This is a genomic window from Stutzerimonas stutzeri RCH2, assembly GCF_000327065.1.
GTDB lineage: Bacteria > Pseudomonadota > Gammaproteobacteria > Pseudomonadales > Pseudomonadaceae > Stutzerimonas > Stutzerimonas stutzeri_AE.
This window is the reverse complement of the sequence record NC_019936.1, coordinates 4,514,045-4,528,866: the sequence shown is the minus strand read 5'-3', so window position 1 is coordinate 4,528,866 and position 14,822 is coordinate 4,514,045. Positions and strand designations below refer to the sequence as shown.

Here is a 14,822-nt window from a genome sequence, read left to right as displayed (position 1 = left end):
AGCGAGGCCCTGTTGCGCGCTCACGGCGTCAGCTCCCCGCCGGTGCCCTTACGGTGCTCATGCACATCGCTCATGTCCGGTGGTGTCTGGAAGGTGTGGTAGGGCGCCGGCGACGGCACGCTCCACTCCAGCCCCTCGGCGCCGTCCCAGGGCTTGGCCCGTGCTGGCACACCACCGCGGATGCACTTGATGACGATGAACAGGAACAAGAGCTGGGTGGCGCCGAACATAAAGGCGCCGACGCTGGAGACCATGTTGAAGTTGGCGAACATCATGTTGTAGTCGGGGATGCGCCGCGGCATGCCGGCCAGGCCGACGAAGTGCATCGGGAAGAACGCCAGGTTCATGCCGATGAAGCTCATCCAGAAATGCAGCTTGGCCAGGGTCTCGTCGTACATGTGCCCGGTCCACTTGGGCAGCCAGTAGTAGGCCGAGGCGAAGATGCCGAAGATCGCCCCCGGCACCAGCACGTAGTGGAAGTGCGCGACCACGAAGTAGGTGTCGTGGTACTGGAAGTCCGCCGGGGCGATGGCCAGCATCAGCCCGGAGAAGCCGCCGATGGTGAAGAGGATGACGAAGGCCACGGCGAACAGCATCGGCGCCTCGAAGGTCAGCGAGCCGCGCCACATCGTCGACACCCAGTTGAACACCTTCACCCCGGTGGGCACGGCAATCAGCATGGTCGCGTACATGAAAAACAGCTCGCCGGTCAGCGGAATGCCGACGGTGAACATGTGGTGCGCCCAGACGATGAAGGAGAGGAAGGCGATTGCCCCTGTGGCGTAGACCATCGAGGTGTAGCCGAACAGCGGCTTGCGGCTGAACGCCGGGATGATCGAGCTGACCGCGCCGAACGCCGGCAGGATCATGATGTACACCTCGGGATGGCCGAAGAACCAGAATACGTGCTGGAACAGCACCGGGTCGCCGCCACCGGCGGCGCTGAAGAAGCTGGTTCCGAAGTGGATGTCCATCAGCATCATGGTCACCACGCCGGCCAGCACCGGCATCACCGCGATCAGGAGGAAGGCGGTGATCAGCCAGGTCCAGACGAACAGCGGCATCTTCATCAGCGTCATGCCCGGGGCGCGCAGGTTGAGGATGGTGGCGATCACGTTGATCGCGCCCATGATCGAGCTGATGCCCATCAGGTGGATGGCGAAGATGAAGAAGGTCACCGACTCCGGCGCGTAGGTCGTCGACAGCGGCGCATAGAAGGTCCAGCCGAAGTTGGGCCCGCCGCCTTCCATGAACAGGGTCGAGACCAGCAGGCCGAAGGCCGCCGGCAGCAGCCAGAAACTGAAGTTGTTCATCCGCGGCAGCGCCATGTCCGGCGCGCCGATCATCAGCGGGATCATCCAGTTGGCCAGGCCGACGAAGGCCGGCATCACCGCGCCGAAGACCATGATCAGGCCATGCATAGTGGTCATCTGGTTGAAGAATTCCGGCTGCACGATCTGCAGGCCCGGCTGGAAAAGCTCGGCGCGGATCACCATGGCCATCGAGCCGCCGAGCAGAAAGGCGCAGAAGCTGAACCACAGGTACATCGAGCCGATGTCCTTGTGATTGGTGGTCAGCAGCCAGCGCGAGAGGCCCTTGGCCGGGCCGTGGTGGTGGTCATGTCCGGCATGACCATGATCGTCGATCACTGCACTCATCACCGAATCCTCTTACTGGGTGGCTTCTTCGGCCTGTTTGAAGTCGAGCACGTCTTTCGGCGTGACCATGTCGCCGGTCTTGTTGCCCCAGGCGTTGCGCTCGTAGGTGATGACCGCGGCCAGATCGACTTCCGACAGCTGCTTGCCGAAGGCCGCCATCGCGGTGCCCGGCTTGCCGTTGACGACAATGTTGATGTGCGCCTCAATGTCGCCGGTCGCGATGGCCGAGCCCTTGAGTGCCGGGAACATCGGCGGAATGCCCTCACCGCCAGCCTGGTGGCAGGAGGCACAGGCGGTCTGGTAGACCTTCTGGCCGCGCTCGTTGAGCTCTTCCAGCGTCCATTCCTTGCTGGTCAGCTCGGCCAGCTTGGCCGCTTCTGCCTTCTTCTCGCCGAGCCAGGTGGCGTAGTCCTCCTGCGACTTGACCTCTACCACCACCGGCATGAAGCCGTGGTCCTTGCCGCACAGCTCGGTGCACTGGCCGCGGTAGATGCCGGGCTGCTCGACGCGGGTCCAGGATTCGTTGATGAAGCCGGGGATGGCGTCCTTTTTCACCGCCAGATCCGGCACCCACCAGGAGTGGATGACGTCGGCCGCGGTGATCAGGAAGCGCACCTTGGCGCCGACAGGGATAACCAGCGGCTCGTCGACTTCCAGCAGGTAGTGCTCGCCCTTGGGCGCCTGGTTGTTGATCTGTTCGCGCGGCGTGGTGAGGTTGCTGAAGAATTCCACATCCTCGCCCAGATACTTGTAGTGCCACTTCCACTGGTAGCCGGTGATCTGCACGTCGACGTCGGATTCGCTGGAGTCGTAGATGTGGATCAGCGTGCGCGTCGCCGGGACCGCCATACCCACCAGAATCAGCAGCGGGATGACCGTCCAGAGCACCTCGACGCGGGTGTTCTCATGGAAGTGAGCGGAATGCTGACGCTTGGAGCGGCGGTGCGCGATCATCGAATAGATCATCACGCCGAACACCAGCACGCCGATGACCACGCAGATCCAGAAAATCGCCATGTGCAGATCGAACACCGACCGACTGACGTCGGTGGCACCGGAGCGCATGTTCACGTCCCAGGCCGCCTGAGCCTGGCCAAATATTGCCCAAAGCCCAAGCCCCATCCAGATGCATGGATGTCGAGACATTGCGGGTTCCCCTTATGATTCTTGTTATCCCGCCGACCGCCATCGCACCGCCGAAAATCGGCTGGCCGGGGAAACCATTCCCGTCATGCCAGCTACGTTTTCGATCAGTCCGATTCTGCCCAGCACGACCACCGAAACGCTCGGGGTTGAGCTGGACGCTTGCACGCGCAGTCGGAACTCAATCAGGTACGCCTACGATTCGGAGTATAGACAGCGATCGCACTCTCGCAATTTAAGCGCGGGGAGTGTCTGGCTCGGGCTGTGCGGGGGCATCGTTCTTCTTCACGCCGCGCAGGTTCATCAGCGCCAGGCAGACCTGCAGCGTAATCAGCGCCCAGGCCTCGGCGTGCCAGCCCCAGATCACCCACAGCAGATTGCTTAGCAGAAAACAGCAGAAGCCGACGAAACGCCGGCCAGGTTGTAGCGAGCCGATCAGCCAGGCGGCGATCACCGTGACCACCATGGCCGGCCATTGCAAAAGATCGATCCAGTCCACGTTGCCTCCGGTGCGGGGATACAGGGATTGGTGCGACAGCGGCGGGGGATAGTTCCGGCGCGCCTTGTCTGAGTGAAGGGTGCGATGACTGACGGCAATCGCCTGAGTCATGGACCTGCCTGCTTTCGCGACGCTTGCGTGGCTGCGTTGCGGTGGATGGGTGAAGCGCCATCCACCGTACGACTGCGCGTCAGCCCATCCGAGGGGCCGCTCACCGAATGCGGCGGATCCTCGCGACACAGGCTCGAACGTAGGGTGGAAAACTGCGAAGCATTTTCCACGCGTCTGATGGCCCCCGCGCGCAGCCCGTGCCTGCCCCCAGCACGATGCGTGGCAGTATGCGTCACGGTGGATGGATGACGCGTCATCCACCTTAGGTCCCTACCGTCGGACAAAGAGTCAGATCAGGCTTAGCTGCTGCCCGGGCGGCGCGAAAAGACTGCAATCCAGGCCGTAGTTCTGATCCCGTCGGTTGAAACCCAGGCGCTTGCAGGCCAGCTGAAAACGCTGGGCCAGCAGCTGGGCGAACTGGCCTTCACCGCGCATGCGACTGCCGAAGCGGCTGTCGTAATCCTTGCCGCCACGCGACTGGCGTACCAGGCTCATGACATGGGCGGCGCGCTGCGGAAAATGCTCCTGCAGCCAACCTTCGAACAGCGCGGCCACCTCATGCGGCAGGCGCAGCAGCACGTAGCCCGCGGAGCGCGCACCGGCTTCGCGGGCGGCTTCGAGCATCCGCTCCAGCTCCATGTCGTTGATCATCGGAATCATCGGCGCACACATCACGCTGACCGGCACGCCGGCTTCGTGCAGCGTGCGCAATACCCGTAGGCGCGCCGTCGGTGAGGCCGCGCGTGGCTCCATGATGCGTTTGAGCTCGTCGTCCAGGGTCGTGAGGCTGACCGACACGCTCACCAGCCGCTGCTCGGCCAGCGGTACCAGCAGATCGAGATCGCGCAACACCAGCGAACCCTTGGTGATGATGTGCACGGGGTGCTTGAAACGCAGCAGGACTTCCAGCGCCTGGCGCGTCAGCTGCTGCTCGCGCTCGAGTGGCTGATAGGCATCGGTGTTCACCCCCAGCGCGATCGGTTGCGGCACGTAGCCGGGCTTGCTCAGCTCGGCCTCCAGCCGCTCGGCGAGGTTGGTCTTGGCGATCAGTTTCGTTTCGAAATCGATGCCGGGCGAGAGATCCCAGTACGCGTGCGTCGGCCGTGCGAAACAGTAGATGCAACCATGTTCGCAGCCGCGATAGGGATTTACCGAGCGATCGAAGCCAACGTCCGGCGACTGGTTGCGCGTCAGCACTGATTTGGCGATTTCCTGGCGTACTTCAGTGGCGCGGGTTGGCGGCACGTCCTGCTCCCAGCCGTCGTCACAGACCTCGCTACGCGTTGGCGCAAAACGATTGTCCGGATTGACCGCAGTGCCGCGGCCGCGAGGGGTGACAGGGTGATGGGTCATGGTAGGTCGTCGGCTAATTACTGTTTTGATATACAGTAAACGGTCCTTTGACCCCGGGCCAGCCCAGCCGAGCAATGGTGCTTGCTACCGCCCGTCGGGTGGCCCGGGAACATTTGCTTCATGCTTCGGACAAAGGGGCTGATTGGGTAGCGCCGCTCAGAGCGGCGATGCTCAGGATGGAGCCGGCCGGCAGAGGACAAGGATGATCGAAGCGCGACGTAGCGCTCGATCCGGCATTACTAGAATGGACCCCGTGCGTTCCAGCGTTCAAGCCACCGCCGTCCGCCAGGAGCAGACCATGCATCCAACCGGTTCCTTTCACGCTCGGGAAAACAATTTCGATTTCCTGCGCTTCTTTGCCGCCGCTCTGGTGCTATTCGCCCATAGCTATCCGCTGGTTGGCCGTCGCGAAGACGAGCCGCTGACTCTGCTGACAGGGTACGAAAAGGGCGGCTCGATCGCCGTCGGCGTCTTCTTCGTCATGAGTGGCTACCTGATCGCCTCGTCGTGGCTGGCCAGCAGCAGTCCGAAAAGCTTTCTGATAAAGCGAGCGCTACGCATCTTTCCGGCGCTGATCGTCGCGGTGTTGCTCTCGGCCTTCGTCATCGGGCCACTGGTCACGCAGTTCGACCTCGGTCGCTATCTGGCCGCCGACGGTACCTGGACCTACCTGCAGAACATCCTGCTGGTGACGCGCTACGAACTGCCTGGCGTGTTCACCGGCAACCTCTATCCGGATGTGGTCAACGGCTCGCTGTGGACGTTGCCGCTGGAAGTGCTGATGTATATCGGCGTGATGATTCTCGGGCTGACCGGTTTCCTCAAGCGCCGGCTGATCTTCCTGCCGATCGCCGTGCTCGCGTTCGGGCATTTCTGGCTGCTGGGCAAGCTGGGCATCGAGTCCTACTTCATCAAGAACATCTTCAAGCTCGGCCTGCTCTACTACAGCGGCTCGGCACTGTTCCTCTATCGGGACGACATCCCCTGGCGCGGCTGGATCGCGGCGCTGCTGTTCGCCGCGCTGGTGGCAACCTTCCGTACCGACATCGGCCCGCTGGTGTACTTCATCGCACTGCCGTATCTGGTGCTCTATCTGGCCTACGCGCCGCTGCCGCTGATCTCGCGTTTCGGCAAGTACGGCGATTTCTCCTATGGCCTGTACATCTACGCCTTCCCGTTCCAGCAGCTGACGGTCTATCTGTTCGGTCCGCAGGTCGGAGTGCTTGGTCTGACGCTGATCGCCTTCGCGCCGACGCTGATCCTCGCTGCGCTGTCCTGGCACCTGATCGAAGCGCCAGCGATGAAGCTCAAGCGCCTGTTTGCTTCGCCACCGCAGCCGGGACGGGCGACGCCGAAGGTCGAGGGCTGAAAGGCCATATCGACCCCGCAACAGCCAGAAGCTGAAAGCATCGCCCCGGGGGCGGGCCTCCCACCAAAGCAGCATGTGCACACCACAACCTGTGGGAGGCGCGCCCTCGCGGCGAAGCGGGCCGTAGGCCTGCCCAGTCCTCGAACAGCAAGCTTTTAGCCGAGGCGGCGTACCTGCAGGTCACGGTAGCCGGCTACGGGATCGCCCAGTAATTCCAGCTGCGCAGCAGCGGCCAGCTCGCGAGCGCGCCAGTAGAGAAAGAAATCGGTGGCGAAGAAACCATCGCAATGGCCCATGACCTCGGCCATTGCACGCGCGAGCGGACCGAAAGCACTGGAACAGGCAGCGACGAGCGCCACATCGATTGTCCGATAGTCTTCACCCTGAAAAGTCCCATCGCGCCAGCGCCGAATGTCATACGGGCTGGCGCATTGCTGATGCCAGGCCACCGCGAGCTCGCCTCGGCGCGATGCCGAAATAGCCTGCGGCTTATACAGCTCGGCCAGCGCTTCGGGCGAATGCATGGACACGGCCTTGCGCCGGCTGACGCTACTGTCGCCCGTACCACAGGCAACTTCGTTCAGCATGCAGCTTGAGCCCTGCAGCGCCGCGGCGACTCGAGCCAGCAGTAGCTGCTCGGATGCACTGTCGCCGTGCCAGACGGTCACGGCCTGGGCGTGGTTGGATAGCTCGGCCAGCCAGAGTGCATCAGCCGCCAGATCGTTGGCGAGGGCCGGGCGCGGAGTCACCTCAGCGGGCCACACCCGCTCCCAGAAGGCTGCGCGAGCAGCGCAAGGCGCACGATCCACGTCAATCAGTGGTCCGACGGCTAGGTCATCGCGTAACACCCGCACCTGCGCTTGGGGCTCATGCTCGGCCAGCAGCGCACGCACGCTGTCGCCAGCCAGATCGCCGCAGGTCAGGTGCAGCACGGCGGCTATTCCGGCTTCTTCAACTTCGGATTAGGGAAAAACTGCACCGACTGCACCTGCGGGTCGGCCGGCTTGGGCTGGACCTTGTTGACCCGCGTGCCGAGCTCCATGGGTACCGAGATGCCCTGGGCGTTGAGGGTATCGGCGTAGCCGCAGATCACGCACTCGCGATGCGGCACGCCGTCGACGTCCCACATCTTGATGCAGTCCGTGCCGCTGCACGCGGGGCACACGGCCCCGGCGATGAAGCGTTTGGGAGTGACTCGGGATACTTCGTTGCTCATGCCGCAGCCTCCGCTACCAGCCCGAGGTGGCGCAGCAGGGCGTCGATGGACGGCTCGCGGCCTCGGAAATCGACGAACAGTACCATCGGCTCCTGCGAGCCGCCACGGGCGAGAATCGCCTCGCGGAAGGCGCGCCCGGTCTCGGAGTTGAACACGCCTTCTTCCTCGAAGCGCGAGAAGGCATCGGACGACAGCACTTCGGCCCACTTGTAGCTGTAGTAACCGGCCGCGTAACCGCCGGAGAAGATGTGCGCGAAGCTGTTGGGGAAACGGTTGTAGGCCGGCGGGCGCATCACCGAGACCTCGTCGCGGATGTGTTCGAGCACCTGCAGCACACTGCGGCCGTCGCCGTGGGTGGCGTGCAGTTCGAAGTCGAACAGGGAGAACTCCAGCTGGCGCGCCATCATCATGCCGGACTGGAAGTTCTTCGCCGCCAACATCATGTCCAGCTTGTCCTGCGGCAGGCGCTCGCCGGTCTGGTAATGACCGGAGATGTGCGCCAGGCCTTCGGGATCCCAGCACCAGTTCTCCATGAACTGGCTCGGCAGCTCCACCGCGTCCCAGGCCACGCCATTGATGCCCGAGGCACCGGCATGTTCGACCTGGGTCAGCAGGTGATGCAGGCCATGGCCGAATTCGTGGAACAGCGTGGTGACTTCATCGTGGGTCAGCAGCGCCGGGCGCTCACCCACCGGCGGGGTGAAGTTGCAGACCAGGTTGGCCACTGGCGTCTGCAGGGTGCCGAGGGCGGTGCGGCGCTTGTCGCGGGCGCCGTCCATCCAGGCGCCACCGCGCTTGTTCGGCCGCGCGTAGAGGTCGAAGAAGAAGCGCCCAACGTGCTGGCCGTTCTCGCTGATCTCGAACAGGCGCACCTCGGGATGCCAGCCGTCGAACTGCTCCAGCTCGTGGATATCGATGCCGTACAGGCGCTGGACGATGCAGAACAGCCCGGACAGCACCTTGTCGATCGGGAAGTAGGCGCGCAGCTCTTCCTGGTTCAGGCTGTAGCGCTGCTGGCGCAGCTTCTCGGCGTAGTAACCGAGGTCCCAGCTCTGCAGATCGTCTAGGCCCTGCTCGGCGGCGAAGGCGCGCAGTTCGGCCAGGTCGCGCTCGGCGAACGGCTTGCTGCGCACCGCCAGGTCACGCAGGAAGCTCAGCACCTGCTCGGTGGATTCGGCCATCTTGGTCGCCAGCGACAGCTCGGCGAAGTTGCCGTAGCCGAGTAGCCCGGCCAGCTCGTGGCGCAGCTCGAGGATCTCGGCCATTACCGGGCCGTTGTCGAACTGCCCGGCATTCGGGCCCTGGTCCGAGGCGCGGGTGCAGTAGGCGGCGTAGACCTCCTCGCGCAGGTCGCGGTTGTCGGCGTAGGTCATCACCGCGTAGTAGCTGGGGAATTCCAGGGTGATCAGCCAGCCGTCCAGATCCTTCGCCTTGGCTGCCTCGGCCATCTGCGCCTTGGCCGAGTCGGTGATGCCGGCCAGCAGGCTTTCGTCGGTGATGTGCCGGGTCCAGCCCTGGGTGGCGTCCAGCAGCTGGTTGGAGAACTTGCTGCCGAGTTCGGCGAGCTTCATCTGGATGGCGCCGAAGCGTTGCTGCTCGACCGGCGGCAGGTCGATGCCGGACAGGCGGAAGTCACGCAGCGAATGCTCAAGGATGGTCTTCTGCGCCACCTCGAAGCCAGCCGCCGCGGGGCTCGCGGCCAATGCCTGGTAGGCCTCGAACAGCGCGCGGTTCTGTCCGAGTTCGGTGTAGTAGGCCGACAGCTTGGGCAGGCAGGCCTCATAGGCGGTACGCAGCTCCGGGCTGTTGCACACGGAGTTGAGGTGGCTGACCGGCCCCCAGGCGCGCGCGAGGCGATCGTTCAGTTCGTCGAGGCCGACCACCAGGGTCTGCCAGTCGAGGCTGTCGGCCGGGCGGCTAAGCAGTTCCTGGATCGCCACGCGGTTGTCACCGAGGATGGTGTCGATGGCCGGCTCGACGTGCTCCGGGCGAATCTCGGAGTAGGGCGGCAGGTCGAAATCTTGCAGCAGGGGATTGTTCGCGCTCACGGGGGACACCTTGTGACGAAGAGGATTGCAGGCCGCTCACTGGAGCGAGGCTGGACAGGCCAGCGCGCAGGCAGATGTCCTAGATGGACGCGCTGCCGCGCTTTTTCAACGCCGGGCGACGAAACGGGCCGCCGGGCAAGCAGCCGGTAGTTAACTCTGACCACGGCAGGCGGCATGCTGCTCAGCATTGGTCCGCAGCGGCAATGGCGGCCATCTTAATTACAATCGGCCCTTCCCGCAGCCAAAGAGGTTTCTATCGTGGCGATACGCAGCTTCCAAAACAGCACTCCGACACTGGGCGAGCGCGTGTTCGTCGACGACTCCGCGGTGCTTATCGGCGATATCGAGATCGGCGCCGACAGCTCGGTTTGGCCGCTGACGGTGATCCGCGGCGACATGCACCGCATCCGCATCGGCGCGCGCTCGAGTGTTCAGGACGGCAGCGTGCTGCACATCACCCATGCCGGGCCGTACAACCCGGGCGGCTTTCCGCTGACCATCGGCGACGAAGTCACCGTCGGGCACAAGGTCACGCTGCACGGTTGCACCTTGGGCAATCGCATTCTGGTGGGCATGGGTTCGATCGTGATGGACGGCGTGGTGGTCGAGGACGAAGTGATCATCGGTGCCGGCAGCCTGGTGCCGCCGGGCAAGACGTTGGAAAGCGGCTATCTCTACGTTGGCAGCCCGGTAAAGCAGGCCCGTCCGCTGACCGAAAAAGAGCGCAGCTTCTTCAGTTACACCGCCGGCAACTACGTGAAGCTCAAGGATCAGCACATCGCTGAGCGCGGCTGATCCTGCTCACTTGGCGAACAGCTGACTCATGTCCTTGAACGCCTTGAACTCCAGCGCATTGCCGCAGGGGTCGAGCAGGAACATGGTCGCCTGTTCGCCGACCTGGCCCTGGAAGCGCACGTAGGGCTCGATGACGAAGCGCGTGCCCCGCGCCTGCAGCCGCTCGGCCAGCGCCTCCCATTGCTCCCAGCCAAGCACCACGCCGAAATGTGGCACCGGTACGTCGTGGCCATCCACCGGGTTGCTGTGGGCTGCTTCCTGATGCGGCATCTTCGGTGCTTCGTGGATCACTAGCTGGTGACCGAAGAAATCGAAATCCACCCAGTGCTCGCTGCTGCGGCCCTCGGCGCAGCCGAACGCCTCGCCATAGAAGGCGCGCGCGGCGGCCAGGTCGTAGACGGGAATGGCGAGATGAAAGGGCGAAAGCGTCATAGGTGGCACTCCTGGGCATGGGACGCTTCGAGTCTAGAGCCTTTTTTCGCCGATCGGCCTACCCTGCAGCAGACCGGAGACGAAAGGAGAGCCGTCGATGCGTGCCATGTTGCTGGAAATAACGGGCGAACCGCTGCACTTGCGTGACATTCCCGAGCCGCAACCCGGCCCTGGGGAGCTGCGGGTCAGAGTGCTGGCCTGCGGCGTCTGTCGCACCGACCTGCACGTGGTGGATGGCGAGCTGCCGGCGGCGCCGCTGCCGATCATTCCCGGCCACGAAATCGTTGGCCGCGTCGATGCGCTGGGCGAAGGCGTCAGCGGTTTCGAGCTGGGCCAGCGGGTCGGCATTCCCTGGCTCGGGCATACCTGCGGCACCTGCAGCTACTGCCAGCACGCCGAGGAAAACCTCTGCGACGCGCCGCAGTTCACTGGTTACACCCGGCCCGGCGGCTATGCCGAATACGTGGTGGCCGACGCGCGCTTCGCCTTCGACCTTGGCGAGCAAGGCGATGCCGTGGCACTGGCGCCGCTGCTCTGCGCCGGGCTGATCGGCTGGCGCTCATTGGTCAAGGCCGGCGACGGCAAGCGTCTCGGGCTGTACGGCTTCGGCGCCGCGGCGCATATCGTCATGCAGGTGGCGCGCTGGCAGGGGCGTGATGTCTACGCCTTCAGCCGCCCGGGCGATGTGGCCGCGCAGGACTTCGCCCGTTCGCTGGGTGCGGTTTGGGCCGGGGATTCAGGGGAGCTGCCACCGGTGCCGCTGGATGCGGCGATCATCTATGCACCGGCCGGTGAGCTGGTGCCGGCGGCGCTGCGAGCCGTGCGCAAGGGCGGCCGGGTGGTCTGCGCCGGCATCCACATGAGTGATATTCCGAGCTTCCCCTACGACATCCTCTGGCAGGAGCGCGAACTGGTCTCGGTGGCCAACCTGACCCGCCAGGACGGCCTGGAGTTCTTCCCGGTCGCCGCCCAGGTCGGCATCCATACCGAGACCCATGCCTACCCGCTGGAACAGGCCAACCAGGCGCTGGATGACCTGCGCCATGGGCGCTTTCAGGGTGCTGCGGTGCTGGTGCCGTGAAGAGCATGCTGCGCGAGACATATCAGCGGCCCGCGTTCTGATCTGATTCGGACGTAGGGTGGATCGCGCTTTATCGATATACGGCGTGGCCTCCACCGGCTGGCCATCGCTGAGCGGCGCCGCGGTGGATGTAAATGACGACATCCACCCTACGTAACGAAGTGGCTCGGCCGTAGGGTGGATCGCGCTTCATCGATCCACCGGGTGGCGATCCACGGGTGGCCATCCATCGAAATCATTCGCCGGGGTCTACGCAGCAAATTTGCGGGATTGTGGCCGGAGGCACCCGTACCAGCGCAGCGAAAACGAAAAACCCCGCCGAGGCGGGGTTTCTTCAGAGCGGAGCGGTCACGGTCAGAAGGCCGGAACCACGGCACCCTTGTACTTTTCCTCGATGAACTTGCGCACTTCTTCGCTGTGCAGCGCGGCGGCCAGTTTCTGCATGGCGTCGCTGTCCTTGTTGTCCGGACGGGCAACCAGGATGTTCACGTAGGGCGAGTCGCTGCCTTCGATGACCAGGGCATCCTGGGTCGGGTTCAGCTTGGCTTCCAGCGCGTAGTTGGTGTTGATCAGCGCCAGGTCGACCTGGGTCAGTACGCGCGGCAGGGTCGCGGCTTCCAGCTCACGCACCTTGATGCGCTTGGGGTTGTCGGCGATGTCCTTCGGCGTGGCGGTGATGCCGGCGCCATCCTTGAGGCTGATCACGCCGGCCTTGGCCAGCAGCAGCAGGGCGCGGCCGCCGTTGGTGGCGTCGTTGGGGATGACCACATTGGCGCCATTGGGCAGCGCCTCCACCGACTTGTGCTTGCTGGAATAGGCACCGAAGGGCTCGATATGCACGCCGGCGACGCTGACCAGATCGGTGCCCTTGCCCTTGTTGAACTCATCCAGGTACGGCTGGTGCTGGAAGAAGTTGGCGTCCAGGCGCTTCTCGGCGACCTGGATGTTCGGCTGCACGTAGTCGGTGAAGACCTTGACGTTCAGCGTCACGCCCTGCTCGGCGAGTTGCGGTTTGACGAACTCCAGCAGCTCGGCGTGCGGCACAGCGGTAGCGGCCACGTTCAGGGTTTCGGCCTGCGCGGAAAACGCGGCAACGGCGGCCAGGGCGACAATCAGTTTCTTCATCGTTCGGTTCCTTCAGGAGTTGAGCGGGGTGCGAAGGTTCGCTCGCCCTGGTTGCGGTTTATTTGCGCGAAAAGTGGGTGACCAGCCTGTCGCCGACGCTTTGCAGCACCTGCACCAGCACCAGCAGCAGGACCACGGTGACGACCATCACGTCGGTCTGGAAACGCTGGTAGCCGAAGCGGATGGCCAGGTCGCCGAGGCCGCCGGCACCCACTACACCGGCCATCGCGGTGTAGGACACCAAGGTGATGGCGGTGACGGTAATGGCGGCGATGATGCCCGGACGCGCTTCCGGCAGCAATGCGCTGAAGATGATCTGCCGCGTCGTCGCACCCATGGCCTGGGTCGCCTCGATGATGCCGCGGTCTACTTCGCGCAGCGCGGTTTCCACCAGGCGGGCGAAGAACGGCGCGGCGCCCACCACCAGCGGTGGAATCGCCCCAGCGACGCCCAGCGAGGTGCCGGTGATCAGCACGGTGAACGGAATCATCACGATCAGCAGAATGATGAACGGCAGCGAGCGCAGCACATTGACCACGAAGGACAGCGCGGCATACAGCGGGGCATTTTCGAACAGCTGACGCGGGCCGCAGAGAAACAGCAGCACGCCCAGCGGCAGGCCGAGCAGGATGGTGAACAGCAGCGAGCCGCCGAGCATCAGCAGGGTGTCCAGCGTGGCCAGCCAGATCTCGTACCAGTCGACATTGCCCAACAGGGAGCTAAACAAGGCTTCCATCAGCGCAGCACCTCCACATGCACGTCCGCCGCCTGCAGACGGGTCATTGCTGCAGTCATGTCACCGCCGATCAGCGCCAGGGTGAGCTGGCCGTAGGGCGTGTCCTTGATGCGGTCGATGCGCCCGGACAGGATGCTGTAGTCGACCCCGGTCTCGCGGGCGACGGTGCCCAGCAGCGGCTTGTAGGTGGAGTCGCCCTGGAAGGTCAGGCGCAGGATGCGGCCCGGCACGTGGGCGAAATCGTCGTGCAGTTCGCTCTCGTCCATGGCTTCGTCTTCCAGCACGAAGCGCTGGGTGGTCGGGTGCTTGGGATGCAGGAACACCTCGGTGACCGGACCCTGTTCGACGATGGCACCGGCATCCATTACCGCCACGCGGTCGCAGACGCGACGGATCACGTCCATCTCGTGGGTGATCAGCACGATGGTCAGCTTCAGTTCGCGATTGATCTCGGCCAGCAGCTGCAGCACCGAGGCGGTGGTCTGTGGGTCGAGGGCGCTGGTGGCCTCGTCGCAGAGCAGGATGCTCGGCTCCGTGGCCAGCGCACGGGCGATACCGACGCGCTGCTTCTGCCCGCCGGAGAGCTGCGCCGGATATTTGCGCGCGTGCTCCTTGAGGCCGACGCGCTCGAGCAGGGCGGCGACGCGGGCGTCGATCTCGCGGCGCGAGCGGATGCCGGCAAGGCGCAGCGGCATGGCGACGTTGTCCGCCACGGTCTTGGACATCAGCAGGTTGAAGTGCTGGAAGATCATCCCGACGCGCTGGCGGAAGCGCCGCAGGCCATCGGCATCCAGCGCGGTGACATCTTCGCCGTTGACCAGGATGCGCCCGCCGGAGGGTTCCTCGAGGCGGTTGATCAGGCGCAGCAGCGTGCTCTTGCCGGCGCCGGAGTGGCCGATCAGGCCGAAGACTTCACCGGAGGCGATCTCCAGCTGCGTCGGCTGCAGGGCGGGGACGTCTCTGCCGCCGGTCCGATAGGTTTTGTGGACTTGATGGAATTCGATCACGGGCGAACCTTGTGGGTGCGGCGTTCGTTGCCGGGATATTCGGCGAAAGCCGGGCATTCTACCCGTTTGCCGGCGAGGTCGCTTGTCTGTGCCGCTTCGATTGAGCAAATCCATCGGGCTTATAGCCAAAGCAAATCGGTTCGGCCGGCAACCATGTAGCCGCTATGGGGGTCACTAACCGGTACGCCGTGAATTGATCACGCATCAGGTCCAGACCGTGGCCCGATCGTTCGCGGTTCAGCTCACCGC

General features: G+C 64.3%; 14 protein-coding genes. 3 read left to right on the top strand and 11 right to left on the bottom strand.

Annotation, left to right across the window (positions count from 1 at the left end; translation table 11 throughout):
* Positions 1-20: 20 nt before the first annotated feature.
* The 4 genes from ctaD to PSEST_RS21100 form a co-directional block, all read right to left on the bottom strand.
* Entirely contained in the window at positions 21-1,658 is a 1,638-nt protein-coding gene (gene ctaD, locus PSEST_RS21115) for a cytochrome c oxidase subunit I (protein WP_015278948.1), read from the bottom strand.
* A gap of 12 nt (positions 1,659-1,670) precedes the next feature.
* On the bottom strand, positions 1,671-2,804 hold the full coding sequence (gene coxB, locus PSEST_RS21110; protein ID WP_015278947.1) for a cytochrome c oxidase subunit II: 1,134 nt from the start codon (positions 2,802-2,804) through the stop codon (positions 1,671-1,673).
* Positions 2,805-3,036: 232 nt separating this feature from the next.
* Positions 3,037-3,267 carry a hypothetical protein gene (locus PSEST_RS21105; protein ID WP_305119417.1) on the bottom strand — a complete coding sequence of 77 codons (231 nt, stop codon included), beginning with the start codon at positions 3,265-3,267 and terminating at the stop codon, positions 3,037-3,039.
* Between the two features lie 432 nt (positions 3,268-3,699).
* Positions 3,700-4,764: a PA0069 family radical SAM protein gene (locus PSEST_RS21100; RefSeq protein ID WP_015278945.1), complete on the bottom strand. Its 1,065-nt coding sequence runs from the start codon at positions 4,762-4,764 to the stop codon at positions 3,700-3,702.
* Positions 4,765-5,062: 298 nt separating this feature from the next.
* Here PSEST_RS21100 and PSEST_RS21095 point away from each other — a divergent pair, with 298 nt between their 5' ends.
* Entirely contained in the window at positions 5,063-6,133 is a 1,071-nt protein-coding gene (locus PSEST_RS21095; RefSeq protein WP_015278944.1) for an acyltransferase family protein, read from the top strand.
* Between the two features lie 155 nt (positions 6,134-6,288).
* On the opposite strand, the gene PSEST_RS21090 is transcribed toward PSEST_RS21095, so the two are convergent.
* From PSEST_RS21090 to prlC, 3 genes are read right to left on the bottom strand one after another with little or no spacing between them, the layout of a single operon-like run.
* Entirely contained in the window at positions 6,289-7,065 is a 777-nt protein-coding gene (locus PSEST_RS21090; RefSeq protein WP_015278943.1) for a DUF1835 domain-containing protein, read from the bottom strand.
* A gap of 5 nt (positions 7,066-7,070) precedes the next feature.
* Positions 7,071-7,349, bottom strand: a complete 279-nt coding sequence (locus tag PSEST_RS21085) for a YheV family putative zinc ribbon protein (RefSeq protein WP_015278942.1) — start codon at positions 7,347-7,349, stop codon at positions 7,071-7,073.
* Positions 7,346-9,397 (bottom strand): oligopeptidase A, encoded by a 2,052-nt coding sequence (gene prlC, locus PSEST_RS21080; protein WP_015278941.1) that lies wholly within the window; start codon positions 9,395-9,397, stop codon positions 7,346-7,348. The genes PSEST_RS21085 and prlC overlap by 4 nt, the downstream gene beginning before the upstream one ends.
* Positions 9,398-9,655: 258 nt before the next feature.
* Between prlC and PSEST_RS21075 the strand changes: the two genes are divergently transcribed.
* Positions 9,656-10,192, top strand: coding sequence for a gamma carbonic anhydrase family protein (locus PSEST_RS21075; RefSeq protein WP_015278940.1), 537 nt, complete (start codon positions 9,656-9,658; stop codon positions 10,190-10,192).
* A 6-nt stretch (positions 10,193-10,198) separates the two neighbouring features.
* On the opposite strand, the gene PSEST_RS21070 is transcribed toward PSEST_RS21075, so the two are convergent.
* Entirely contained in the window at positions 10,199-10,624 is a 426-nt protein-coding gene (locus tag PSEST_RS21070; protein ID WP_015278939.1) for a VOC family protein, read from the bottom strand.
* 97 nt (positions 10,625-10,721) lie between these two features.
* On the opposite strand from PSEST_RS21070, the gene PSEST_RS21065 reads away from it, so the two are divergent.
* Complete coding sequence (locus tag PSEST_RS21065) at positions 10,722-11,705, top strand: zinc-dependent alcohol dehydrogenase family protein (protein WP_015278938.1); 984 nt, start codon at positions 10,722-10,724, stop codon at positions 11,703-11,705.
* Positions 11,706-12,059: 354 nt separating this feature from the next.
* On the opposite strand, the gene PSEST_RS21060 is transcribed toward PSEST_RS21065, so the two are convergent.
* From PSEST_RS21060 to PSEST_RS21050, 3 genes are read right to left on the bottom strand one after another with little or no spacing between them, the layout of a single operon-like run.
* Positions 12,060-12,830, bottom strand: a complete 771-nt coding sequence (locus PSEST_RS21060; RefSeq protein ID WP_015278937.1) for a MetQ/NlpA family ABC transporter substrate-binding protein — start codon at positions 12,828-12,830, stop codon at positions 12,060-12,062.
* Between the two features lie 58 nt (positions 12,831-12,888).
* Entirely contained in the window at positions 12,889-13,566 is a 678-nt protein-coding gene (locus tag PSEST_RS21055) for a methionine ABC transporter permease (protein ID WP_014822197.1), read from the bottom strand.
* Positions 13,566-14,573, bottom strand: coding sequence for a methionine ABC transporter ATP-binding protein (locus tag PSEST_RS21050; protein ID WP_015278936.1), 1,008 nt, complete (start codon positions 14,571-14,573; stop codon positions 13,566-13,568). The genes PSEST_RS21055 and PSEST_RS21050 overlap by 1 nt, the downstream gene beginning before the upstream one ends.
* Positions 14,574-14,822 lie beyond the last annotated feature (249 nt).

Excerpts from the sequence above, each read along its gene's own strand:
- ctaD (WP_015278948.1), bottom strand. The coding sequence starts at position 1,658 with ATGAGTGCAGTGATCGACGATCATGGTCATGCCGGACATGACCACCAC.
- coxB (WP_015278947.1), bottom strand. The coding sequence starts at position 2,804 with ATGTCTCGACATCCATGCATCTGGATGGGGCTTGGGCTTTGGGCAATA.
- PSEST_RS21105 (WP_305119417.1), bottom strand. The coding sequence starts at position 3,267 with ATGGTGGTCACGGTGATCGCCGCCTGGCTGATCGGCTCGCTACAACCT.
- PSEST_RS21100 (WP_015278945.1), bottom strand. The coding sequence starts at position 4,764 with ATGACCCATCACCCTGTCACCCCTCGCGGCCGCGGCACTGCGGTCAAT.
- PSEST_RS21095 (WP_015278944.1), top strand. The coding sequence starts at position 5,063 with ATGCATCCAACCGGTTCCTTTCACGCTCGGGAAAACAATTTCGATTTC.
- PSEST_RS21085 (WP_015278942.1), bottom strand. The coding sequence starts at position 7,349 with ATGAGCAACGAAGTATCCCGAGTCACTCCCAAACGCTTCATCGCCGGG.
- PSEST_RS21070 (WP_015278939.1), bottom strand. The coding sequence starts at position 10,624 with ATGACGCTTTCGCCCTTTCATCTCGCCATTCCCGTCTACGACCTGGCC.
- PSEST_RS21065 (WP_015278938.1), top strand. The coding sequence starts at position 10,722 with ATGCGTGCCATGTTGCTGGAAATAACGGGCGAACCGCTGCACTTGCGT.
- PSEST_RS21060 (WP_015278937.1), bottom strand. The coding sequence starts at position 12,830 with ATGAAGAAACTGATTGTCGCCCTGGCCGCCGTTGCCGCGTTTTCCGCG.
- PSEST_RS21055 (WP_014822197.1), bottom strand. The coding sequence starts at position 13,566 with ATGGAAGCCTTGTTTAGCTCCCTGTTGGGCAATGTCGACTGGTACGAG.